This is a genomic window from Hungatella hathewayi WAL-18680, assembly GCF_000235505.1.
GTDB classification, from domain to species: domain Bacteria; phylum Bacillota; class Clostridia; order Lachnospirales; family Lachnospiraceae; genus Hungatella_A; species Hungatella_A hathewayi_A.
This window is the reverse complement of record NZ_JH379027.1, coordinates 1,947,329-1,969,639: the sequence shown is the minus strand read 5'-3', so window position 1 is coordinate 1,969,639 and position 22,311 is coordinate 1,947,329. Positions and strand designations below refer to the sequence as shown.

Annotated in this window: 18 protein-coding genes and 1 pseudogene; 5 read left to right on the top strand and 14 right to left on the bottom strand. The window is 50.0% G+C overall.

The genetic code is table 11. The features are described 5' to 3' along the window. Nucleotides 1–197: 197 nt before the first annotated feature. The 3 genes from HMPREF9473_RS08810 to HMPREF9473_RS08800 form a co-directional block, all read right to left on the bottom strand. Nucleotides 198–1,013 carry an Rpn family recombination-promoting nuclease/putative transposase gene (locus HMPREF9473_RS08810; protein WP_006779737.1) on the bottom strand — a complete coding sequence of 272 codons (816 nt, stop codon included), beginning with the start codon at nucleotides 1,011–1,013 and terminating at the stop codon, nucleotides 198–200. Nucleotides 1,014–1,348: 335 nt separating this feature from the next. Next, nucleotides 1,349–2,272 (bottom strand): ketopantoate reductase family protein, encoded by a 924-nt coding sequence (locus HMPREF9473_RS08805; protein ID WP_006779736.1) that lies wholly within the window; start codon nucleotides 2,270–2,272, stop codon nucleotides 1,349–1,351. A 12-nt stretch (nucleotides 2,273–2,284) separates the two neighbouring features. Next, nucleotides 2,285–2,971 (bottom strand): cyclase family protein, encoded by a 687-nt coding sequence (locus HMPREF9473_RS08800; protein ID WP_006779735.1) that lies wholly within the window; start codon nucleotides 2,969–2,971, stop codon nucleotides 2,285–2,287. Nucleotides 2,972–3,153: 182 nt separating this feature from the next. On the opposite strand from HMPREF9473_RS08800, the gene HMPREF9473_RS08795 reads away from it, so the two are divergent. Next, nucleotides 3,154–3,807, top strand: coding sequence for a GntR family transcriptional regulator (locus tag HMPREF9473_RS08795; RefSeq protein WP_006779734.1), 654 nt, complete (start codon nucleotides 3,154–3,156; stop codon nucleotides 3,805–3,807). A gap of 167 nt (nucleotides 3,808–3,974) precedes the next feature. On the opposite strand, the gene HMPREF9473_RS08790 is transcribed toward HMPREF9473_RS08795, so the two are convergent. Then, the gene (locus HMPREF9473_RS08790; protein WP_242830791.1) at nucleotides 3,975–5,924 is read right to left on the bottom strand and encodes a sulfatase-like hydrolase/transferase; all 1,950 of its coding nucleotides are present in this window, start codon (nucleotides 5,922–5,924) and stop codon (nucleotides 3,975–3,977) included. A gap of 243 nt (nucleotides 5,925–6,167) precedes the next feature. On the opposite strand from HMPREF9473_RS08790, the gene HMPREF9473_RS08785 reads away from it, so the two are divergent. Continuing rightward, nucleotides 6,168–7,058 (top strand): DUF368 domain-containing protein, encoded by an 891-nt coding sequence (locus HMPREF9473_RS08785; protein ID WP_006779732.1) that lies wholly within the window; start codon nucleotides 6,168–6,170, stop codon nucleotides 7,056–7,058. A gap of 90 nt (nucleotides 7,059–7,148) precedes the next feature. Here HMPREF9473_RS08785 and HMPREF9473_RS08780 read toward each other — a convergent pair whose 3' ends face one another. The 7 genes from HMPREF9473_RS08780 to HMPREF9473_RS08750 form a co-directional block, all read right to left on the bottom strand. Further along, nucleotides 7,149–7,640 carry a zinc ribbon domain-containing protein gene (locus tag HMPREF9473_RS08780; RefSeq protein WP_006779731.1) on the bottom strand — a complete coding sequence of 164 codons (492 nt, stop codon included), beginning with the start codon at nucleotides 7,638–7,640 and terminating at the stop codon, nucleotides 7,149–7,151. Between the two features lie 102 nt (nucleotides 7,641–7,742). Continuing rightward, the gene (locus HMPREF9473_RS08775) at nucleotides 7,743–7,952 is read right to left on the bottom strand and encodes a hypothetical protein (RefSeq protein ID WP_034858157.1); all 210 of its coding nucleotides are present in this window, start codon (nucleotides 7,950–7,952) and stop codon (nucleotides 7,743–7,745) included. A gap of 87 nt (nucleotides 7,953–8,039) precedes the next feature. Continuing rightward, entirely contained in the window at nucleotides 8,040–9,956 is a 1,917-nt protein-coding gene (locus HMPREF9473_RS08770) for a DUF6449 domain-containing protein (protein ID WP_006779730.1), read from the bottom strand. Further along, complete coding sequence (locus tag HMPREF9473_RS08765) at nucleotides 9,931–10,830, bottom strand: ABC transporter ATP-binding protein (RefSeq protein WP_006779729.1); 900 nt, start codon at nucleotides 10,828–10,830, stop codon at nucleotides 9,931–9,933. Before HMPREF9473_RS08765 ends, HMPREF9473_RS08770 begins: the two co-directional genes overlap by 26 nt. Continuing rightward, the gene (locus HMPREF9473_RS08760; RefSeq protein WP_006779728.1) at nucleotides 10,796–11,203 is read right to left on the bottom strand and encodes a GntR family transcriptional regulator; all 408 of its coding nucleotides are present in this window, start codon (nucleotides 11,201–11,203) and stop codon (nucleotides 10,796–10,798) included. Before HMPREF9473_RS08760 ends, HMPREF9473_RS08765 begins: the two co-directional genes overlap by 35 nt. 146 nt (nucleotides 11,204–11,349) lie before the next feature. Beyond that, nucleotides 11,350–14,886 carry a pyruvate:ferredoxin (flavodoxin) oxidoreductase gene (nifJ, locus tag HMPREF9473_RS08755; protein WP_006779727.1) on the bottom strand — a complete coding sequence of 1,179 codons (3,537 nt, stop codon included), beginning with the start codon at nucleotides 14,884–14,886 and terminating at the stop codon, nucleotides 11,350–11,352. Nucleotides 14,887–15,163: 277 nt separating this feature from the next. Next, the gene (locus tag HMPREF9473_RS08750; protein ID WP_006779726.1) at nucleotides 15,164–16,924 is read right to left on the bottom strand and encodes a VanW family protein; all 1,761 of its coding nucleotides are present in this window, start codon (nucleotides 16,922–16,924) and stop codon (nucleotides 15,164–15,166) included. Nucleotides 16,925–17,097: 173 nt separating this feature from the next. Between HMPREF9473_RS08750 and HMPREF9473_RS08745 the strand changes: the two genes are divergently transcribed. From HMPREF9473_RS08745 to HMPREF9473_RS08735, 3 genes are all read left to right on the top strand, one after another. Further along, complete coding sequence (locus HMPREF9473_RS08745; protein WP_006779725.1) at nucleotides 17,098–17,964, top strand: PHP domain-containing protein; 867 nt, start codon at nucleotides 17,098–17,100, stop codon at nucleotides 17,962–17,964. Further along, nucleotides 17,939–18,196, top strand: coding sequence for a hypothetical protein (locus HMPREF9473_RS08740; protein WP_006779724.1), 258 nt, complete (start codon nucleotides 17,939–17,941; stop codon nucleotides 18,194–18,196). Before HMPREF9473_RS08745 ends, HMPREF9473_RS08740 begins: the two co-directional genes overlap by 26 nt. Before the next feature lie 175 nt (nucleotides 18,197–18,371). Then, nucleotides 18,372–18,608: a hypothetical protein gene (locus tag HMPREF9473_RS08735; protein ID WP_006779723.1), complete on the top strand. Its 237-nt coding sequence runs from the start codon at nucleotides 18,372–18,374 to the stop codon at nucleotides 18,606–18,608. A gap of 104 nt (nucleotides 18,609–18,712) precedes the next feature. On the opposite strand, the gene HMPREF9473_RS08730 is transcribed toward HMPREF9473_RS08735, so the two are convergent. The 3 genes and pseudogenes from HMPREF9473_RS08730 to HMPREF9473_RS08720 form a co-directional block, all read right to left on the bottom strand. Continuing rightward, a complete protein-coding gene (locus tag HMPREF9473_RS08730) occupies nucleotides 18,713–19,972 on the bottom strand; it encodes an ABC transporter substrate-binding protein (RefSeq protein ID WP_006779722.1) in 1,260 nt (419 codons plus the stop codon). 61 nt (nucleotides 19,973–20,033) lie between these two features. Then, nucleotides 20,034–21,119 (bottom strand): glycoside hydrolase family 88/105 protein, encoded by a 1,086-nt coding sequence (locus HMPREF9473_RS08725; protein ID WP_006779721.1) that lies wholly within the window; start codon nucleotides 21,117–21,119, stop codon nucleotides 20,034–20,036. Next, nucleotides 21,112–22,311 (bottom strand): annotated as a pseudogene (locus HMPREF9473_RS08720) (hypothetical protein); the annotation flags it as partial. The gene HMPREF9473_RS08725 and the pseudogene HMPREF9473_RS08720, both read right to left, overlap by 8 nt.

Genomic DNA, 22,311 nt, shown 5'->3' with positions numbered 1-22,311 from the left:
AATATTTCCCATTTACGACTACACAATGCCCCACACCGTCATGGAACCAGACAAATCCCACTCTGTATCTACTACCACCTAATATTCTTTTATAATTTGTTTGAATTTTTAGTCGAATAACCAATTAGCACATTCTTTAGACATACAACAGACATCACTGCCCAGCCTCGTAACCGGGCAGCAATGATCAGATACTGCTATAAATGATATTTCTCTAACATGGAATTGCAAAAGTCCTCGTCCTCACTGAGCCTGTCAATCTCATCTGTCAGACCATCCCGAATCATCAGCGAAACCAGTTTCAACATCAACTGACGTTCTTCCGCTTTGCCCTCTGCTTTTCCTTCCGCCGCCCGGTCCTCCAACAATTCTTCCATTGTCATATATGATTCCTCCAGTCTCCGGCTCTTCTTTATCATTTCTACTTTCTGATGCAATTTTCGAATCTTTTCATCCTTACAGGCTTCCACGCAGCTGTCCGTAGACATTTCCACATACTTCAGAAAATGAATCAGCTCCTGGGGCACGTCCGCTTCATTTGTCCCTTTCGTATTCAGGTAAATCTTACAGGTTCCATCCCCCAGACACTCTCCGGTTTCCTCGCACCGCTCCTCATACGTGTAACGGTAAAGTCCCGAATGAAACGGGTCATAAGTGCAGATAAAAATCACATAGCTGGTCGGTAATTCCTGAAACTTTTCACCTGGCTTTAAAAATGTGGCATCCAGCTCCGCCTGATGATATCTGGCTCTCTTTGGCAGCTCTTCCTTATGGGAATTCTGCATCTCCATGTCATAAAACACATTCGTCACATCACTGGCATATACATCGAATCTCACATAACGGAAATCCTTGGAAAACAACACACTGTGTTCCACCTGTACTGACACCGGTCCAACCGGCCTTCCCATAATCAGTTCCAACACCAGTTGGCATGTCTCCGCATCCTCCAACGCCGCCGCAAATAAAAATGCATCCTTTAAATCTAATTTCTGAAACTCCTTCTGCGCCATAAACACTCCTTACCGGTGGTATGACACAGCATTCATTTGTCTGGTTCCTAATCTGATTATAGACAATCCATAAAGAATTTGCAAGTGAAAATCGCTTAAATTCGTCCCCCATAAAGAGTCTGCTGAAGCAGACTCTCGCGCCGGAGTGACCTCACTGCGTGCGGGGCCGCACTCCGTTGGGTCAGACCCCGCGGTCGCTTTAGCGGCCATACTTCCTTAGCGCGGAGTGCGCATCCATAGCGGAGCGTTTTTGTATCACAGAGCACTTTCCTATGATACAAAGCCCCTGGCCGCATGATCACTCACCATACTGCCAGGGGCTTTCAGTTATACACTTATGGAGTTTTCGTTTCCTTTCCTTCCAGTGCGTGGATGATGTTCACGATCATCTCATGTGTGGGGGCTGAGACGCCGCTTTTTTGGGCGGCACGGACGACGGAGCCGCTGATGGTGTCCACCTCGGTCTTCCTGCCGGCCACGATGTCGGCGCAGATGGAGGTGATGCCTTCCGGATTATTCCGGGAGGTGGTTCTGACTTTCTCTAGGACCTCCTCCTCGTCGAAGGTGAGTCCAAGGCCGCCGGCCACGGCTACGGCCTCCTTTACCAGCTGGGACGTCAGATTCCAGGCGTAGGGATTGGCCGCGATGTAGCCCATCTTTACCTGCAGTACACCGGTGACAGCGCTTAGGGAAACGTTGGTCATCAGTTTGTCCCAGATTAATTCCTGGATATTTTCGTGAATCCGCACCTGGAAGCCGCAGCAGTCAAATGATGCTTTCACCGCCGGAAGCATGCCGTTTTTGTCTTCCGTCAGCATTCCCACGTTCGTCTTTCCCTCGCCGCCATGCCGTACATAACCGGCCTCCAGCACGGCGCCGTTGTCCTCCGTGGTGCCGATGATGATATGCTCCTGATCCACAAACTCCGACAAAATGTCCTCGTGGCCGGAGCCGTTCTGCAGCGTCAGCACATAGGTGTCCGGGCCGATGATTCCCCGGTTGGCGCTAAGAGCCGCTTTGGAAAACAGCGCCTTCACAAAGAGAATCACCAAATCCATCTCCCCCAGCCCTTCCGTGGAAGTCACGGCGGTTGGATGGTACATGACATCCTGTCCGTTCTCCAACAACCGCAGGCCGGATTCATTGATCTGATCCACCACGGACTGGTTGGTATCCACCAGATATACTTCATTGTGCAGGGAGAGGTGCCCTCCGTAAATGGAGCCCATAGCCCCTGCGCCGATAATTGCTATTTTCATATGTATCGCTCCTTATCTGGAGAATTCCGCAAGGCCCTCAATCGCGTAAGCGCGGATGGGACAGGAATCCAGCCCTTTGATTGGCAGTGGGGAATAGGACATGAAGAAGGTGTCGGTCGTCAGTTCCTCCAGGTTCTTCAGTACCTCCAGGAACACGCAGTTCACTTCCATCAGCACATCGTGGAAGGCACAGACATCCTCATTGTTGCTCTCGATGGAAACACCATCGCCAAAGCCCACGCATTTCACTTTCTTCTCCCGGAACCACTCGGCGGTCTCACGGCAGATGAAGAGGCGTTTATCCTTCTCCGTGTTGCTGTCCGGTGTAAATGGAGCCAGCTTCATAGGGGAATCGATGATAACGATATCGCCCTCCTTGATTCTGTCACCGCATGCTTTCTCCAAATCCTCCCCTGTGATTTTGTGGTTTGGCTCGCAGCCCTCGATGTTGACGTAAATGGCTCTGCCCATAAAGGTGGTGATTGGAAGCGACTCCACGTCGGACCAGTTGTCATTGTGGTGGTAAGGACACTCCACATGGGTTCCCAAATGGCTGGTTAAATCCATAATCGTGTGGAAATCCGGGATTGGGCCGCCGGTGTTGAATCTGGTCAGGCCGCATCTTCTGGATTCGGTTTTGGGGTCCAGGACTTTTGTTAAGTCCACGACTCTTAAATTTCCCATCTGATATGCACTCATTTCATTTCCTCCTTGAGATAAAAAATTGGTTTTTTGATAACTGACTACTAGGAAATATCTCCCTTTACGGCCATTATACAGCATACCGGTATACCGGTCAAGGATTATTTTTATTGATTTTCCAGCCGATTTATTATATGATAGTCGTAACAAAGGAAAACGAATGGAAAGGAGTTTCATTCATGAATTTTAAAAGTCCCCTGCAGGTGCAGGCATACGAAACTATAAAGAAACGCATCCTGGAGGGCGGGTTTGAGAAAAATGTTCTCTACTCCGAGACAAAGCTGGCCTCCGAGCTTGGCATCTCCCGGACTCCCATGCGGGAAGCCCTCCAGTGTCTGGCCCAGGACGGCTATATTACTGTTATTCCCAGCAAGGGGTTTATGATTCGCCAGCTGAACAAGGAGGATATGGTGGAGACCATCCAGATACGCTGTGCGATTGAGGGCTTCTGCGCCCAGCTCATCGCCTCGGAAATTGAGACGAAAAAGGGAAAACAGCTGTTGAAAACCCTGGGCCAGCTGCTGGAGCGGCAGGAGAAATCCCTGACCTCCTCCAACTCCTTGCAGCAGTTCATGGACTACGACCATAAATTCCATCTGGCTGTGGTGGAGTATGCGGACAATCAGGAATTCTCCCATATTTTCCAGCGGCTGATGTACCTGATTCACCTGACCACCTCCTCCGCCCTCTCCGTCCCCGGCCGTGTGGAAGCCACCTTAGACGAGCATCGGCAGTTCTATGATTATTTGGCTAAGGGAGACGGCGACTCAGCCTACCGCCTGATGGTCAGCCATCTGATGATGCCGCTGCGGATGCATATTGTGGAGTCATAGCCGCAACCATTTCAAGACCGAGATAACCGAATCAAAAAAGGAGGACCGGCTGCCCCATCCCGGAGCCCGCCCGTCTTCCTTTTTCTATCATCAAATCCAGTTCTGTCAAATTCCTGTCCCACCGGTTTCCTCTTCCGCCAGTCTCAATTCCGTCCCAAAACTATCCGTCAGCGAATCTCCTCCGCCTCCATCACCGCGTCCCCCAGCGGCACCTTATCCTTCCCAACCTGCTTCACCGAGACCACCACATCCTCCAGCTTCTTCTCCGGAATATCCCTTACTATCAACAGATTGGAGCGCCCGGCGTACATAGTATCCACCGCCTTGTCATTGAAATACACCTTGGAAAATTCATTAAAATTCTCCCCGTACAGCAGCAGATTCGGCTCCTGGTACACCATCTTCTCCACCACGATGGGATGGATGCCCATCTGCAGATCTGTCGCCTCATAGGGCATTTCCCCGCCGTATATCTCCTGGTCACCGTAGAGCATATCATACTCCAACACCTTCATGCCTTCCAGATACTGCTCCTTATCCGCCGTCTTGTCATCTAAGTACTTCTGGTGATACCGCATCATGGTTCCCTCATGAATATCCAGCATATCCAGCACATAGGCCGCCAGCTGGTAGGACTCCACATTCCGCTTCACCGGCTCCAAATCCAGGTTGTTCCACACCACATAAGGCGTCTGGAACAGGGAGTGATTCTTCATATCCCCCTCCTCCCACGGAAATCCCGGCAGATGGTCCCCATACATCACCACCACCGTAGGCTCCTTGCGGGCCCGCAGGGTGTAGGTCAGCCGCTTCACAAAATTGTCCATCTCATGAATCTGCTGACAGTAATACTCAAAATTGGGATAAGCCCCGTGCCCCTGCACCGAAATCGCATAGATAAAATCCTGTTTCCTAGTGGAATCCAGAGTCTTCACAATCTCATCCACCAGAATCTCATCCTCACACCACCCGGTAGGGTTCCGCTTGATATCATACATATACTCAATCGGCGTAAACGTATCAAACCCCAGCTGGGAAAACACCTTATGTCTGTCGTAAAATGTCCCCTCATTGTTGTGTATCGCGTGGGACGTATACCCCAGCTCCTTCATATCAAAGGCCATGCTCTCACAGACCGTCTTCTGCAATATGGTCTTGTAAGGATACTCCCCCGGCCCAAAGAAATCCAGATTCATCCCGGTAATGCACTCGAACTCCGTGTTAGCCGTCCCCGCCCCCACGCTTGGCACCTTCAGATACCCGGAGGGATACCTCTTCTTCAGATACCGGAAATAGGGAATCGGGTCATACTCGAAGGAGTAATTCCGGTACACCAGCGGGTCAAAAAAGGACTCCAGCTGAATCATGATAATGTTGGGCGTCTTGTTCTCCGACAGCCGGTAGGTATTCTCCGGCACCAGCTCCTCCTCAATCATGGCCACCGTCTCGCTGTCATAGGTCTTCGGTTTGGAAATGCCGGTGTTAAACAAAGAATTGGCAAAGCAGTAGGGAAATCCATAGTCCTTAAACGCCTGTCCGATATTGCCAAACCGCACCGCCACCAGCTCCGTCTCCATGGCAGCCGCCGTACATCCAAGCACCAGGGCCGCAAAGACCGCCACCAGCGGCACCGCCTTGACGAAGGACACCTTCCCCTCCGTCCTCGGCGCCTTTTTCCAGATAACCACACACCCGAAGAGCGCCAGCACACAGCCGCCCACCGCCAGAATAATCTGAGGCCACGTCATATAGGTGGTAATCATATTCAGCCCGTACTTCACCAGCCGGAAATCCGCCGCCGTAAACGGAGTGGTCCGAAAGGTCAGCAAAAATCCGTTGACCACGCCGGCCGTCAGCCACAGGATGGACACAATGGCCATGACAAAGCATTTCCGTCTGGTCAGAAATAACAGCGCAAACGGCAGCGCGATAATCAGCGTGTTTAACAAAAATACCAAAGGACTGCTTTCTATATAAGAAATCATCATCCACACCGACTTGCGGCCGATGGATTCGATCATCATGTGAATTGCTATGGACAGCACGCCGATTCTGGCGAGCCATTTTCCGGTTTCTTTCATTTTCCCATACCCCTGAATTCCAGCTTCTCTCTTCATCCGTATGTGGCGTGACATCTGCCTGTTCCGCCACCCTTCATGCCGCTCTAGTCTAACACATTTCACCTGAAATTAACATAGCCTTTTCTTACAATTTACATAGGTATTTCCTGAAAAAAACAGGTGATTTTGTCTGTTAAATATCTATAAAACAACGCCGGGAATTCTTGACAGGATACGGCCTTCCACCTATAATAGACCCAGTGGCTTTTTACATGCGTCGCCACGGAAAGAGGACAAACTATGACATTTCTTATGGATACCATAAAAGGCATGTTTATCGGCATTGCCAACGTGATTCCCGGTGTCAGCGGCGGAACCATGGCTGTCTCGCTGGGCATCTATGACAAACTGATTTCTTCCATCTCCAATCTGTTAAAAGACTGGAAGAAAAGCCTGGCTGCCCTGCTGCCCATCATTCTCGGCTGCGGCATCGGGATTGTGGGATTTTCCTACGCCATTGAGTTTCTGTTGAGCAAATATACCTTTGTGACCTGTATGACCTTTGTGGGCCTGATTCTGGGCGGCATTCCGGTTCTCGTCAGGGCTCTGAGAAAGGATTTACACAAGAAAGGCTCCTCCATCGGAGTCAGCGGCGTCATCGCGTTTCTGGCGCTGTTTGCCGTGGCGGTATTCCTGCCTATGTTAAATGAGGACACCGAGGTGCTTAAGACCTTCACGCCTACGGCCGGAACTATGATCAGCCTGTTTCTGGTGGGCATTATCGCCTCCGCCACCATGGTGGTGCCGGGCGTCAGCGGCTCTCTGGTGATGATGATTCTGGGTTACTATTACGGCATTTTGGAAGCCATCCGCTCCTTCATCGAGGCGCTGAAAAACCTTGACACCGCCGGCCTGTTAAATGGCTTTCTGCTTCTGTTTCCCCTTGGCATCGGGGTGCTGCTTGGCATCTTCCTGATTGCCAAACTGATCACCTTCCTGTTTGAGCGCTATGGCGTGCAGACCTACTGTGCCATACTTGGCCTGATTGTGGCCTCGCCCTTTGCCATCTTCTACAACACCGGGCTGTTTGAACAGCTCTCCTCCTTAAAGGCGGGAAGCGTGCTGGTTGGCATAGTGCTGGCGATAGTTGGCGCGGTGGTGACCCGGTATCTGGGAGAACAATCGGAATAAAAATTTATAAACAAAAAGAGAAGTTGATGGACATTGCCGTCCACCTGCTTCTCTTTTTCTTTTTCACTGTCTTGTTGTCAAACGATCCTGTTACTCTTCCGTCTTTTCCGCTTCTTCCACGACGATATCCCCGGCAGTCTCTTTCACGTCTTCCTTGACGTCTTCCACCACCACATTATCCGCCTCATCGAAAGCGTCCTCTCCCACCACCATCAAATCCTGGCTGGGGGATACGACAGCGGCTCCACAGCGGTTGCAGAATGCGGAACCCTTATCCAGCACAGCGCCGCAGGATGGGCAGGTGACCGTATTGTCCAGTCTGCTGATTTTCTCTTCCAGCTCGGCAATCTTCGCCAAGCTGCTCTCAATCTGGCCGCAGGCTTCCGCATGCTCCGCCTCCGCCGAGTCCTTATGCACCTCATAATAGCTTTTTCCGATGGTCGCATACAAATCACGAAGCTTTGATTTCTCCGTGCCAATCTGTGCTTTCATCTGAAGTATATCCACAACGTCTTTCGTCTTCTGTGCCGCGTCCTTGCCCATATCCGTCAGTGTCTTGCCCAAATCATCTAAAAATGCCATGTCAACCTTCCTCCTTTAAGCCGAATCTCTCTTTATCATAGCCTGTCAGAGTAAGAAAGTCAACATGACATCCTTATTTTATCCTATCCTTATGAAAATTCCCTACGACTCAGTTGCCGTCTGCTCTATTCTCTGTTTCAGAAAAGCAGGAACCTTCTCACTGTCCAGAAGACAGCGGATATACCTTCCGTCCTCCATGGTCACGGACACATCCGTGTTCATCACCTGGGTCCACCAGGCCGATTCATTCATACCGTAATAGTCCTGGTACACAAGGGCCGGCCCCAGTTCATCAATCTCCGCCTTATCCACGATGGTAATATGGATATCCCCATCCGCGGCAGCGGAATAGCCGTACTCCTTTACTTCGTAACCATACTCATCATAGTAACTGCCGGACTATTCCCTCCCGCCGGAATAATCCCATATTTCTATCTTCTCCACATTGGAGCTGCTCAGGCCATGTTCCACGGTCACGCCATTCTTCTCTAACAGCTCCAGCGTCTTTGTAAAGGACGGATATACGGGATAATAACATCTGTCCGCAATATCTCTGGAATAGTAGTAACCGTTGCTGGAATCATTTTCCCGTCCCGTCAGGGCTTTGTCCATGATGGTTGTCACAAACTGGATGGTTCCGATAGGCAGCTCTTTCTCTCTGGTCTCATAGGTCAGACTCTCTAAGTCCTCCTGATAAGCCTTCAGAAGCTCTGCGGACGCCCCGCCTTCCACAATTCCGGCAATCTTATCATACTGCTGGAAATTCGCCCGCACCGTCTCGTCGGCTGTCTGGGAAAGGATGGGGTACACGCCCTTTTTGTAGGCCGGACTGTTATAAATCTGCCTCAGGCTATCCTCTATCGCGCTGACCGGAGCCGAGTAAATTCTGGACACCACTCTGCCGCTGTTCAGCGTATATTCCACATTAAAGCCCATGTACTCCTCGTAATCATTGTAATCCGACCACTGCTGGTTCTTGACATTTTTGTTGTAGGCAATTCCTTCCTCTGCCATGGCAATCACCTCGGCAGTCTGCTCCAGCTTCATATACTCCCGGATAAACGCTTCCCCACTCTGGTAATTCCAACGGTAATATCCGTCCTCATACCGCGGCTCCTGCACATATCCGTAAGTCACCCAGTTATCCAGACTTCTCAAGTAAACAGAAGCCGATTTCACCTGATTTTCCTTCGGCAGATAAGAGTCATAGCCAAACCAGTCAAACCGGAACCCGCACACAATCAGAAGACCGGCCACGATGCAGACCGCCAGGTGGACTTTGTGGGAAAACAGCTTCCGAAAATCAAAGTGATAGATAATCTCCATCAGGCAGTGGACAATCAATGCACCACATAACACTCCAAATATGGCCCAGCCAAAGCTGGAGCGAAGCATATAGAAGAACAGACTGAAGGCCAGTGCCAGCGGCATAACCAGCAGAATCTTGATAGGCGCCATGGTCTTTTTAAACGCCATCGCCCTGCCAGCCGATTCCGACGGGCGCAGACGATACAGCAGACATGCGCCAACCGCCAGCAGCGCAGCAATCAGGCAGGTGGCCAGAACCACCGCCGCCACCGATTCCTCCCCATAACTGTCTATTTTCGTCATGTAATATCCAAATGGTGACGTGTGCACCATCAGGAATTCCAGCTTATCATTGAGACCGTCCGTGTAGGAAAATGTCTGAAACCAGCTGGACATATATCCGGAAAACAATGCCGTCACCAGCGGGCCGTAGGAGTAGAACACCAGCGTTCCAAGCAGCGCAATAATCACATTTCCCGTCAGCATCATAGCCAGTACCACGGTGGTGTACATCAGGCAGTAAAATGCCATGTGGAAGAAAAATGCCATCATGGCCACGCTGAAGGTCTCCCCAAATCCCACGCCGAAGGTGCTGGCCCCTATCATGGCAATCAGCAGGTTTAACAGATAAACCGCCGCCATCATAAGGATTCCGTTCAAGTAGGAAGCCAAAAACAGCTGCTCTCTCTTAACCGGAATGCTGTGGTAAAAATCTACCTTCTTGGCCGCGTGGAGATAGCTGAATCCCGACACGCCGCAGACAATGGCCGCCACAATCATAGTCATGACGATAAACGGATTCTCCGCGCCGACAATCTCCCACACCTCATCCCGCACATTGTTAAGCCACATCAGGGCATCCGTGAACTCATCCATAGGTCTGCTTCCTGAATAGAACACGGGAATCACAATACAGAAGAAAAATGTCAGCATCAGCAGCGCCACCGTCCAGATTCGACGTTTCAAATCTTCTCTCATCAGTTTAAAGCACAAGTTTTTTGATGTCATAACCGGCCACCTCCGTTTCACTGATAAATATTTCTTCCAGAGACAGTGGAATAATCTCCGCAAATACCGGGTGATAGTCTGCCATCAGGGCTTCCACTTCCTCCCTGGTCCCCCTGACTGTCAGGGTGCACAGACTTCCTCGCCGTTCAATCTTCACCTTGTCAAGAGCCACCAAATCCTCCGGCTCCATGCCAGGCTCCAGCACGCACTGAATCTTGTGTATGTTCAGCTTCATGTCATCCAAATCCTTGGAAAGCAAAATGCCGCCCTTGTGAAGCAGTCCCACATGGTCGCAGATATCCTCCAGCTCCCGCAGGTTGTGGGACGCGATAATCGGAGTCAGATTCCGCTCCTGCATATCCCCCACGAAAATGCTCTTCACCGTCTGCCGCATCACCGGGTCCAGCCCGTCAAAGGTCTCATCACAGAACAGATAATCCGTCCCGGCGCAGACACCGCAGATGACGGACACCTGCTTCTTCATGCCCTTGGAGAAGGTATTGATCTTCCGCTTCCGCTCCAAGTCAAAACTCTCCATCAGGTGAATATAGCGCATCTTGTCAAATTTCGGATACACCGTCATGTAAAAGGACATCATCTCGTCCGGTGTGGCATTATTAAAGAAAAACTGGTCGTCTGATATATAGAAAAACCTGGATTTCACCCTGGTATTCTCAAACACCGGTTCCCCGTCTATGGTAATGCTGCCTTCATCCGGCTTCAACACTCCGCTGGCCATCCTCAGAAAGGTACTCTTTCCGGCGCCATTGGTGCCAATCAGACCGAACACACTGCCATCCTTAATAGTGGCATTGATATGGTCCACCGCTACAATCTGCTCAAACCGTTTTGTCAGATTCTTCGCTTCTATCATCTCGTTCCCTCCTTAAGTCAAAATTCCGGCTGACCTGTTCCACAAACTCCTCCTTCGTCACTCCAATGAGCTTCGCCTCGTCTGTCAGCTTCTCCAGGTCTTTATATAAACGAAGTTTTTTCGTCTCCTTAATCCCGGTATTCTCCGCCACAAAACTCCCTTTCCCCTTAATCGAATAAATGTATCCCTGCCGCTCCAGCTCCGCGTACGCCCGCTGTATGGTATTGGGATTGATGGACAAGTCCATGGCCAGACTCCGCACCGACGGCAGCTGGCTGTCCTCCGGCAATGCCCCGCACACCATCAGTTCCTGCAGCTTCTCCACAATCTGTTCGTAGATAGGTCTCCTGTCTTTATAATCCAACAGTATCATCTGCGTCCTCCTTTCTGTTCTATGATGATTGTATTATTAGTGTATTAATACTCTTAATACAGTTAGTATACATAAAAAACCCCGCCCTGTCAAGAGCGGGGTTTCTTACGTTTTTATGAACTGTTACATATCAATTAATCGGAAACTTAGTCATTTCCATACAGAGTAACCAGCTTCTGCAGGTACTCGTATCTCTCCTTCGCATCTGCCTCGTTCTTTGCGAACAGTTCAGCTGCTCTCTCAGGATTCTTCATAGCCAGGGATGCGTAACGAACCTCACCCTTTAAGAAGTCCTGATAGGTCTCTAACTTCGGAGCCTTGCTGTCTAAGGAGAATTTCTTCTCAGCAGCCGGGTTGAAGCGGAAGTTGTTCCAGTAACCGCACTCAACAGCCAGTTTCTCCTCGGTCTGTGCTTTGTCCATACCTTTCTTGATACCATGGTTGATACATGGAGCGTAAGCAAGGATTAAGGACGGTCCCGGATAAGCCTCTGCCTCGGCAATGGCCTTCACGGTCTGTGCATAATCAGCGCCCATGGAAATCTGTGCTACATATACGTAGCCGTAGCTCATAGCGATGCTTGCAAGGTCTTTCTTCTTGGTGTCCTTACCGCCGGCAGCGAACTGTGCAACAGCGCCTGTCTTGGTAGCCTTGGAAGACTGACCACCGGTGTTGGAGTAAACCTCGGTATCGAATACCATGATGTTGATGTCCTTGCCGCTTGCAAGTACGTGGTCAACACCGCCGAAACCGATATCGTAAGCCCATCCGTCACCACCGAATACCCACTGGGACTTCTTAGCCAGGAAATCTTTGTTCTTCACGATATCCTTGCAGGTCTCACAGTCGATACCCTCTAACGCTGCAACCAGTCTGTCTGTTGCGGAGCCATTGGTAGCGCCTACGCCGTAAGTATCTAAGTAGTCTTTGCAGGCTGCCTTCACTTCGTCGCTGGACTCATCGGAAGCCATCACGGTCTCCACTTTGGCCTTTAAGCCCTCGCGGATCGCGTTCTGTGCCAGTAACATACCGTAACCAAACTCAGCGTTGTCCTCGAATAAGGAGTTATCCCATGCAGGACCCTGGCCCTTGGCATTTACGGTGTATGGTGTGGATGGTGAAGAGTTGCCCCAGATGGAAGAACATCCGGTTGCGTTGGCAATGTACATTCTGTCACCAAACAACTGAGTGATTAATTTTGCGTAAGGTGTCTCGCCACATCCGGCACATGCGCCTGAGAATTCAAGCAATGGCTGTTTGAACTGGCTTCCCTTAACGGTGTTCTCTTTAAACTTCGCGATAACTTCCTCTTTGATCGGTAAAGACTGGCCGAATTCAAAGATCGCCTGCTCGCCTAAGTTCTCCTCTAAGCCGCCCATGGTAAGAGCCTTCTCGCCCTTCTTTCCAGGACATACGTTTGCACAGGAACCACATCCGGTACAGTCAAGAGCGGAGATGGAGATGGCAAACTTCATACCTGGCATGCCGGTCATATCCAGCATCTTCATATCTGCCGGAGCCTTAGCTGCCTCGTCAGCGGTCATAGCAACCGGACGGATAACTGCATGAGGACATACATAGGAACAGAAGTTACACTGGATACAGTTGTCAGGATTCCAAACCGGAACCTTCACAGCGATACCACGTTTCTCGTATGCGGAAGAACCGGATGGTGTGGAGCCGTCAACATAATCCTTGAATGCAGATACAGGTAAGTTGTTACCCTCCTGGGCATTCACTTTGGACTGAACGTTGTTTACGAAGTCGATTACTTCTTTTCTCCCCTCAGTCACTACTTTATAGTCTAAGCCTTCATCTTCACAGTTTGCCCAGCTTGCAGGTACCTCTACCTTCACAAGACCCTTGGCGCCTGCGTCGATAGCAGCCCAGTTCTTCATAACAACGTCCTCGCCCTTACGTCCGTAAGTAGCCTTGGCAGCTGCCTTCATCAGTTCGTTGGCCTTCTCAGCCGGGATAATGCCGGTCAGCTCGAAGAATGCGGACTGTAAAATGGTGTTGATACGTGTCGGGCCCATGCCGGTCTCAATACCAATCTTTACACCATCGATGGTATAGAAGTTGATGTTGTGGTCAGCGATGAACTTCTTCACCTGTCCTGGCAGATGCTTCTCAAGAGCTTCCATATCCCATGGGCAGTTTAATAAGAAGGTTCCGCCGTCTACCAGCTCCTGAACCATGTTGTACTTGCGCACATAAGCAGGGTTGTGGCAGGCCACGAAGTTTGCCTGACGAATCAGGTAGGTGGACTTAATCGGTGTATGTCCGAAACGTAAGTGGGACATGGTAACACCGCCGGACTTCTTGGAGTCATAGTCAAAGTAAGCCTGAGCGTACATATCTGTGTTGTCACCGATAATCTTGATGGAGTTCTTGTTTGCACCTACGGTACCGTCAGCGCCCAGACCCCAGAACTTACAGTTGGTAGTTCCCTCCGGTGTGGTAACCAGCGGAGCTCCCAGTTCCAGAGATAAGTTGGTCACGTCATCCACGATACCAACGGTGAATTTCTGCTTCTCGGTGTTGCCAAATACGGCAACGATCTGAGCCGGTGTGGTATCCTTGGAGCCTAAACCGTAACGTCCTGTGAAGACAGGAACCTGGTCAAACTTGCTGCCCTTAAGAGCTGCCACAACGTCTAAGTATAACGGCTCGCCAAGGGAACCTGGCTCTTTGGTTCTGTCTAATACGGAAATCTGTTTTACCGTATCCGGGATAGCGTCAATCAGAGCCTGTGCGTCGAATGGTCTGTAAAGACGAACCTTTACCACACCAACCTTAGCGCCGCCCTTTACCATGTAATCGATGGTCTCTTCAATGGTGTCATTGACAGAACCCATGGCAACAATCACATGCTCAGCGTCAGCTGCTCCGTAGTAGTTGAATAATTTGTAATCAGTACCAATCTTAGCATTTACCTTGTCCATGTATTTCTGAACGATAGCCGGTAATGCGTCGTAGTATGGGTTACATGCCTCTCTTGCCTGGAAGAAGATGTCAGGGTTCTGAGCGGAACCTCTCTGGCATGGATGGTTTGGATTCAGAGCATGCTTACGGAACTCGTCAACCGCGTCCATATCCACCATCTCTTTCAAATCCTCATAATCCCATGTCTCAATCTTCTGAATCTCATGAGAAGTACGGAATCCGTCGAAGAAGTTGATAAACGGAACCTTGCCCTCGATTGCTGCCATATGGGCAACTACGGTCAGGTCCATAACTTCCTGTACGCTGGACTCACATAACATCGCACAGCCGGTCTGACGGCATGCGTAAACGTCGGAATGGTCACCGAAAATAGATAACGCATGGCTGGCAAGTGCACGGGCAGATACGTTGAACACGCCTGGCAGCTGCTCACCAGCGATTTTGTAAAGGTTTGGAATCATTAATAACAGACCCTGGGAAGCGGTGTATGTAGTTGTCAATGCACCGGCTGCCAGTGAACCATGTACAGCGCCAGCTGCACCTGCCTCAGACTGCATCTCTGTAATCTGTACTGTCTGACCGAAGATATTGGTTCTTCCGTCTGTCGCCCACTCATCAGAAGCTTCTGCCATTGGTGAAGATGGGGTAATCGGATAGATAGCCGCTACATCAGTAAATGCGTATGACGCATGAGCTGCTGCATGGTTACCATCCATGGTTTTCATTTTTCTTGCCATTTGATTTTCCTCCTACAAATGTGAATATTGCATAGTGTGGCGCACAAAAATACGCCCCTCCGCCAGGCTTGTCTTTCAAAACTCCGGCGGGAATAGCTGAGTGTCTGCGTCCATCGTAGTTATCGATAAAACGCGCACTGACCTAGATAATATTATAACAATTATTTAGGGAATTGCAAAGGAGAAAACGTTAAAATTATGGATTATTTTAGATACAATCCACAAAAACAGGAGCAGGCGGATAAAATACCGTCTGCTCCCATGATTTTTGAATGCGTTAAGATGAAAATGGATTCGCCCCCACGGTCTCGGTCATCCCTCCACCGCCCGGTGACGGAGGCAGGGAAGCCTGGGTCGCCGGCTCCGATGGCGCTGGTGCCTGGGTGGTCGGTGCTGTGGTTGCCACCGGTCCCGCGCTCTGGGTGGTAGTCGTCTCCGGCGCCTGGGTAGCCGCCTGGGTCGTCGTCTCGCCCGGTCCCTCCGGCGCTGTCGTGGTCACTTCCGTGGACGGCGCCGACTCTGCCGGCTGGGTGGCCGTTGTGGACTCCGGAACCACCACTCCGGAGGTATTTCTCTGAATCGTAGCCGCCTTTCCTTTATAAGTGCTCTTGTGGAAGAACTCGTCGCTGATGACCTGTCCGTCCTTCTCTTTCACCAGATTGGTGTTCCAGCGGCTTCCGTTGACGGCGGCCTTCACCACCTTCTCCTCGTCCAGCTGTAAGGACTGGTTCTCCTCATACACCGGCTCCGGCGGGTCAAGCTCCGCAATCTTCTCAGACTTCATATAGAGCTTCTCGCCATCCTCCAGAATCTGGATTCCCACGATGGATATGGTCAGCTTCTGCTTCTCAAACTTGGTGCGGATAGCCACCGCGTCCTTGGAATTGTTCACAAACTTCATATCCGGCCCCGCGTAGCCGTCGTAGCTGACCATGGCGTCCTCGCCCGGTGTCACATAGGATGGCTCGTAGCTGTGGGCATGGCGCTCCGTGGTGGTCAGTCCGGAAAATACTACCGCGTTGTACAGTGTGGATGACACCTGGCACACGCCGCCGCCCGGCTCCTCCACCAGAACGCCGTTCACATAGGCGCCGGCCGGCCGGTATCCCTTCTCCAGGGTACGGTTGCCTGTGGTGTTGTTAAAGGAAAATTCCTCGCCCGGCTGGATAATCATGCCGTTTAATGCATCCGCCGCCAGCTGGATGTTGGTATTTCTGTCCTTGTTACTGGTGGTGGTCGTCGTCATGGTGCCGATAACCTTGTAAAGCTCCTTGGCCTGGGCCTCCGTAATCTCCGGCTGCACCTGGGTAGCCATGGCTGTCAGCGTCGCCTTGAAGTTCTTGGAGGTCAGCGCGTTGCTTATATCATCCGCCAGCTTGGTCTGGTCAATGACCACTCCAACCTTCTCCGGCGTATAGATGAAATTGCCCGTCTCCTTGTCAAAGCCTGCAATCGCACCGTTGACCGCCTTCACATCCCACTTGGCCGCCACTGCCGCCGCCTGGGCCTTCACCTCTTCGTCCAGACCGCCGGTGTCCAGATTGTAGGACTCCTTCGGGTCTCCGTTGAATATCTCCTCTAAAAGAGCGTTGACCTTGGTCTCCATCAGGTTCGGCACCTGATACGGCTCTTCGGCTCCCTCATATGTAACTTTCATATCCCAGGCAAAATGCTCCAGGATGGTATCTCTCGCCACATCCTTCGACATGCCGGTGATGGAAATGCCGTCCACCGTCACATCCTTTTGAAGCTCCGTCTCCTCCGTGCTTGTCTCCGCCACCGGTTTGCTCTTAAAATGCCGCGTCAGCAGCACCGCCCCCGCGATGACGAGAATCAGCACGACTCCCACGATGGCAATCATCTTGTAATCATAGGAATCATAGTCATAGGATGGCTTTCTCTTCTTTGTATTTCTACGAGCTCTCTGCGCCGCACTACGCCGCGCATTCTGCCCCGCTCTTCCACTCTGTCTGTCCCTTCCTGACGCTTTGCTGTATGTCAGATTGCGGGCGCTTTTCTTTCTGTTATTTGTACTCATCAATTTCACCTTTTTACATTATCGTGTAGACTTACAAGTTAGAGTATACCATACTTTGTGTAAAATGGAATTACATATTTATTAAATTCCGCAAGTTTTTTTTCCCATTTTACTTATTTGTGATAACATGTTACTATTGTATTACCAAAGTATTTCGAAACCAGGAGGTTTGTATGGGATTCATTGATTTGCATGTTCACTCCAATGCATCGGACGGAACCATGTCGCCCTCAGAGGTGGTGGCCTACGCCATTTCCAAGGGACTGGATGCCATCGCGCTGACAGACCACGACACCATTGACGGGCTGGCCGAGGCGGAGGAAGCCGCCAAGGGGACATCATTAGAACTGGTGCCGGGGATTGAGATGTCCTGCATGTATGAGACGACGGAGATTCATATTCTGGGACTTTTTGTCGAAAAAGACAGTCCCGTCCTGTTGAACGGGCTGACAGACATCCGGCGCATCCGGAATGAGAGAAATGAGCGGATGCTGCAACGTTTTCAGGAGGACGGATTTGCCATCACCATGGAGGATTTGACGGCCGGCAATCCGGATACCATCATCACGAGAGCTCATTTTGCCAAAGCGCTGACGGAAAAAGGATATACCTCCAGCCGGGGCCAGGCATTTGATAAATATTTAACATATGGCGGGCGTTACTGTATCCGAAAGGAAGTCACCACGCCGGAGCAGGTGCTGAAGATCCTCACCTCGTCGGGAGCATTTCCCATCATCGCCCATCCCATGCAGTATCATATGGGGTACGCCCAGATTGAGGACATGGTGGCGCGGCTGAAGGAGATGGGACTTCAGGGTATCGAGGTCTACCACTCGTCCCACAACCAGCATGAGAGCGGGAAACTTCGGGAGATGGCTAGACGGCAGCATCTTCTCCCCAGCGGCGGCTCCGATTTCCACGGGGCCAACAAGCCGGACATCGATATCGGATGCGGGCGCGGAGGACTGCGGCTCTCCTACCTGCTGCTAAATGACATAAAGGAGGCACATAATCATGGAAGAACTGTTTCAGATGATTGAGGAAACAATCAGGACATCCGGCTATACCGGCCCCGTGGACGGGGAAGAGATTTACAATGAAATCTGCGATGAGATTGAGGACAAGGAGCCGGGATCCTATCTGTTCATGTCCAAGAAGGAAGGCAGCGTATTTTACGAGTACAAAATCGACGTGATGGCGGACCAGTTTAATCTGTCCTACTTGGACATCCACACCCCCGAGCGGCTGTACCACATCGATTTCGACGCTTAAGAACCTGCCGGAAATGTCCCCGGCCCAGGCATTTACCGGACCTGTTCTGTCGTTTATTGACATAAAAACAGTGGGAAGCCCTGGTATTTTCTGCCAGTTTATCCATTGTTTTCACCATTTGAAGTTGTTATAATGGAGTCTGTAAAAAGCAGACAGTCTGACAAGGAGGTTTCCGATGAAGATTCAGAATATAACAGATGTAGAAAAATTTTTCCAGGTAGTTGACCAGTGCAAGGGCACCGTAGAGCTTGTTTCCCCGGAGGGAGACCGCATCAACTTAAAGTCCAAACTGACCCAGTACCTGTCCATGGCAACCATGTTCTCCAACGGCTATATCAAAGAGCTGGAGCTGGTGGCCCACGACGAGGAAGATGTGGAGCGATTAATTAAATATATGTATCAGGGGCAGTAACAATCTGCCGATCCTAAACCAGATAGGACAGAGCAATACCGCTGAATTGTTTAAGATTTCACAATTCAGCGGTATTTTTATATGATAGAAACCAATCAGTCCGACTACTCCAGCTCTTTTAACGCCTCATTTATCCGGCTATCCATCTTCTCTACGAATTCATCCACCGTGATTTTATCAGCCAGAACATCCACAATCCCTTCCTTTAATTCAGTCTGAACCGCGCCCGTAAATGCCTGGTACCCCCACTCGGCGCCTGGCTGCGAGCCAGTAGCTGCCAGTTCCTGAGAAAATATATTGAAAAACTCTTTCCCATATTCATAGTCCAGATTCTCATTTCCTTTTACCTGGGAAAGAAAGCTGTTATCCAGGCAGTACTGGGCATTCTGTTCCGCCTTGGAAATCCATTCAATAAATTCCGCCGCTTCTTTCTCCACTCCGGTATTCTGGAAAGCTGCCAGCCATTTGCCCCCCGGCACCGTTGAACGTGTCACTTCTTTCGGAAGATAGGTGACTCCCCATTCAAAATCCGTAATCTCATCTTTGTAATTGGAGATCAGCCAGGTTCCTCCTATATGCATCGCGACCTGCCCGGACCGAAACAAATTGTTAGGATTTTCGGAGCCGAGCCATACGGATGAGGGGATAATTTCCTCATCGTGAAGTTCCTTAAAGAAAGAGAGCGCTCTTCTGCTTGCATCCGTGTTGAAATTTGAGGCTGTTAAATCTTCATTTAACAAACTTCCTCCTGCCTGATAAAGGAGGGTGGTAAAACGCTGGGGTGTATAGTCATAAACAAGTCCGTATTTACAATCTCCTTTTTCCATGACGGTCTTCATAGCGTCCTTCCACTCATCCCAGGTCCAGATTTCATCCTCTGACTGAGGTACAGATACCCCTGCCTTATCGAACGCAGTCTTGTTATAGATTAACCCATTGGCCCCCACGTCCATCGGCGCCGCAATCACTTTTCCATCATACACAAACCGGAGGCCCTCTCCAAAGCTGTCTATAAATGCCTCTTTATCGGATACGTACTCTCCCAAATCCAGCAGCTGATTCTGGAACGGGCCAAGGTTCGTCATTCTCGCCAATGCCGGAGCCTCTTTTCCATTTAACATATTCTTCAGCTTGTTGTCGAGGTCACTGTAAGGCACCTCAATCAGTTCAATCTTAATATTGGGATGCTCTTCCATATATTGGTTGGCAAGTTTCATGAAGGATTCCCCTTCTTTGGCATCGCTGAACCACACCACATCAAGTGTCTTCACCTCATTCTCAGCCGCCTTCTCCTTTCCCGCACATCCGGTCAGCGTCCCCAGTACCAAAGCCCCCATCAACAACATTGATACAACTTTCCTCATAACTTCCTCTCCTTTCATTTTATCATACTCATCCGGATTTTCCGGAAAATATCAACGGTTCTTATGATGACTGCCAAAAAGGATTCATCGCCTCCTGAAGCGCCAGAATCATTAACGCCTGTCCATAAGTCATCGGGCAGCATGGAATCTCCTTATAAAAATCGGCTGTCATCCCAATGGGTGTGCCGTAAGATACTCCAAGTACCGTTCCGTCCTCCGCAATATAGGTCAGGAGACTGGAAAGCGATTGATCAATCAGTTCCTGAAACTCTTCTCTCTTTAATATGCCAAGGCGCACCCCCATCATAATCCCACCCAGAAATGCCGAACTGGCCGACAGTTCAAGATAAGAGTCTTCATCATTGATCACCGTATGCCATAATCCGGTCTCTTTGTCCGCATACCGCTTTAATGCTGTTACCTGATTTTCATATACATTCAGTAAAAACCGTTTTAATGCACCATCTAACTCCATTTCCTGAACAAGTTCCATGACCACAATCGTGTACCAGCAGTTGCCCCTTCCCCATAAAATGCCACCGTAATTATCATTTCGTCCAAAATGAAAACCGTGATAGAACAGCCCCTCCTGTTTATTCAGCAGATATTTGATATGGCTGAGTATCTGATAACCGGCCTCCTCCAGATAATCGTTCCTGTCAAGAATCCTGCCTGCCCGGACCAAAAAAAGAACGGCCATAAACAGTGTATCTATCAAAATCTCTTTATCATTCGGATCGCCGGTAATCATATGCTGGAAACAGCCATCACCGGTGCGGATCAGTTTTTTATCCTTCATCATCCAATCCGCCCAGTCTTTGATGAAAGCCAGATAATTTTCGTTGTGTGTTTCTTCATAAAGATAAGTCAGTGTCAGCATAGGAGAAGTCGTATTCACATTTCGTTCCGGAACACCTTCTTTTAAATGCACGTCGTACCAAGTGATCAGAAAGTCCCGAATATCACGCCTGTCTGTCATCCGGTAATACCGATAGAGTCCAAACAGACCGACTCCCTGAGGCCATTCCCAGCACTGAATATCAATCAGACTGATCGGATATTTTTCCGGCATCCCGTTACTTTTCAACGATAACATCCTCGCTGAAACAAGGTTCAATTGCTCCTCCAGAACACGTCTCTCAATCATTGAATCCTCCTTCCAAAACCACTTTTCCTTCTACCGGCAGTGGATATTCGTATACGTCTTCTCCATTTACAGTAAGTGAGTGTTCTCTGTCGAAGCAGTATACATTCCCCTCCTCATCCACCACCCTGGTCCGCTCCTCTTCCATCTCAATCTCAAACTGCTTCATCGTCTGTATCAGGCGTTCTCTCCACCCGTGTCCTTCTATACTTCCAACCCGCATGATCCACACATTATCCCGCCCGCTGCTGATAAATTCCCGGAAACAGTTCGGTCCCTCTGTCTCCATTCTCAATCCGTTAAGCGCCCGGACTGCAATATAGCCCCCGTGTTTCGCCAAAATCAGGATCCCGTCTTCCCCATAATAATTGGAGAATTCGGAAAGCGGCGCATAGAGATGCGTAACATCAATCCGTTCCTCTGACGGGATATGATATCGGACTATGCTGGTATTAAGATACTGAACTGCCAGAGGCAGATATCCGTTTCCTGCCCAAAAGCTGGGCCTTCCACTGCCGTACGGGAACGGCTCGCCCGGATGATTGATAAATGCCTGCGCCGTTTCATCAATCGCTGCCTGGACAATATGTTCCTGATATCCTTTCAAAAACGGTTTAAAGCCCACTGCCGTTGAGAGCAGTACATCCGCATTCTTATACAGATACAGATTTACATGCTGTTCAAACCCCTGCGTATTCTGGTAAATCAGATACTGCTTGTCTTTTAAGCAGGCATATTTGCGGTATTCCACCGGCGCCTCATAATCCCCCAGAACCAGGGGCAGGACACCGTTGCAGGCTCTGTTTAAGTAACCGGCGCAGTAAGAAACATACAACAGGGACGTGGTTCCTGCATTGTAGTTTCCCTTCATTTCCTTCTCATACGTCCGTCCAAAACTGGTCATCACCGCCCCTTTGTGCGAATTCAGACACAGAGAATAAAAGATCATATCCATCGCGCGTTTCGCCTTCTCATGCAGTGCACTTCCCGGTTCGGTCAGATTATACAGGGTGCCGATTCCAAGTACATCAACCGGAATATAAGCGTTGGAATTCCATTCCGTGATAAATTCCTCGAAAAACGCCTCAAACCATTCGTGTAAAAGTTCTTCCCCACGCTGTTTCACTTCCCTTCCATAAGTGTTACTGTTTATAAACAGCCGATCCGGAAGATAACTGCCTGCCAGATATTGGCA

Coding starts and splice junctions, on each gene's coding strand:
- HMPREF9473_RS08810 (WP_006779737.1), bottom strand. CDS start 1,013: ATGGCGCAGAAGGAGTTTCAGAAATTAGATTTAAAGGATGCATTTTTA.
- HMPREF9473_RS08805 (WP_006779736.1), bottom strand. CDS start 2,272: ATGAAAATAGCAATTATCGGCGCAGGGGCTATGGGCTCCATTTACGGA.
- HMPREF9473_RS08800 (WP_006779735.1), bottom strand. CDS start 2,971: ATGAGTGCATATCAGATGGGAAATTTAAGAGTCGTGGACTTAACAAAA.
- HMPREF9473_RS08795 (WP_006779734.1), top strand. CDS start 3,154: ATGAATTTTAAAAGTCCCCTGCAGGTGCAGGCATACGAAACTATAAAG.
- HMPREF9473_RS08790 (WP_242830791.1), bottom strand. CDS start 5,924: ATGAAGAGAGAAGCTGGAATTCAGGGGTATGGGAAAATGAAAGAAACC.
- HMPREF9473_RS08785 (WP_006779732.1), top strand. CDS start 6,168: ATGACATTTCTTATGGATACCATAAAAGGCATGTTTATCGGCATTGCC.
- HMPREF9473_RS08780 (WP_006779731.1), bottom strand. CDS start 7,640: ATGGCATTTTTAGATGATTTGGGCAAGACACTGACGGATATGGGCAAG.
- HMPREF9473_RS08770 (WP_006779730.1), bottom strand. CDS start 9,956: ATGACATCAAAAAACTTGTGCTTTAAACTGATGAGAGAAGATTTGAAA.
- HMPREF9473_RS08765 (WP_006779729.1), bottom strand. CDS start 10,830: ATGATAGAAGCGAAGAATCTGACAAAACGGTTTGAGCAGATTGTAGCG.
- HMPREF9473_RS08760 (WP_006779728.1), bottom strand. CDS start 11,203: ATGATACTGTTGGATTATAAAGACAGGAGACCTATCTACGAACAGATT.
- nifJ (WP_006779727.1), bottom strand. CDS start 14,886: ATGGCAAGAAAAATGAAAACCATGGATGGTAACCATGCAGCAGCTCAT.
- HMPREF9473_RS08750 (WP_006779726.1), bottom strand. CDS start 16,924: ATGAGTACAAATAACAGAAAGAAAAGCGCCCGCAATCTGACATACAGC.
- HMPREF9473_RS08745 (WP_006779725.1), top strand. CDS start 17,098: ATGGGATTCATTGATTTGCATGTTCACTCCAATGCATCGGACGGAACC.
- HMPREF9473_RS08740 (WP_006779724.1), top strand. CDS start 17,939: ATGGAAGAACTGTTTCAGATGATTGAGGAAACAATCAGGACATCCGGC.
- HMPREF9473_RS08735 (WP_006779723.1), top strand. CDS start 18,372: ATGAAGATTCAGAATATAACAGATGTAGAAAAATTTTTCCAGGTAGTT.
- HMPREF9473_RS08730 (WP_006779722.1), bottom strand. CDS start 19,972: ATGAGGAAAGTTGTATCAATGTTGTTGATGGGGGCTTTGGTACTGGGG.
- HMPREF9473_RS08725 (WP_006779721.1), bottom strand. CDS start 21,119: ATGATTGAGAGACGTGTTCTGGAGGAGCAATTGAACCTTGTTTCAGCG.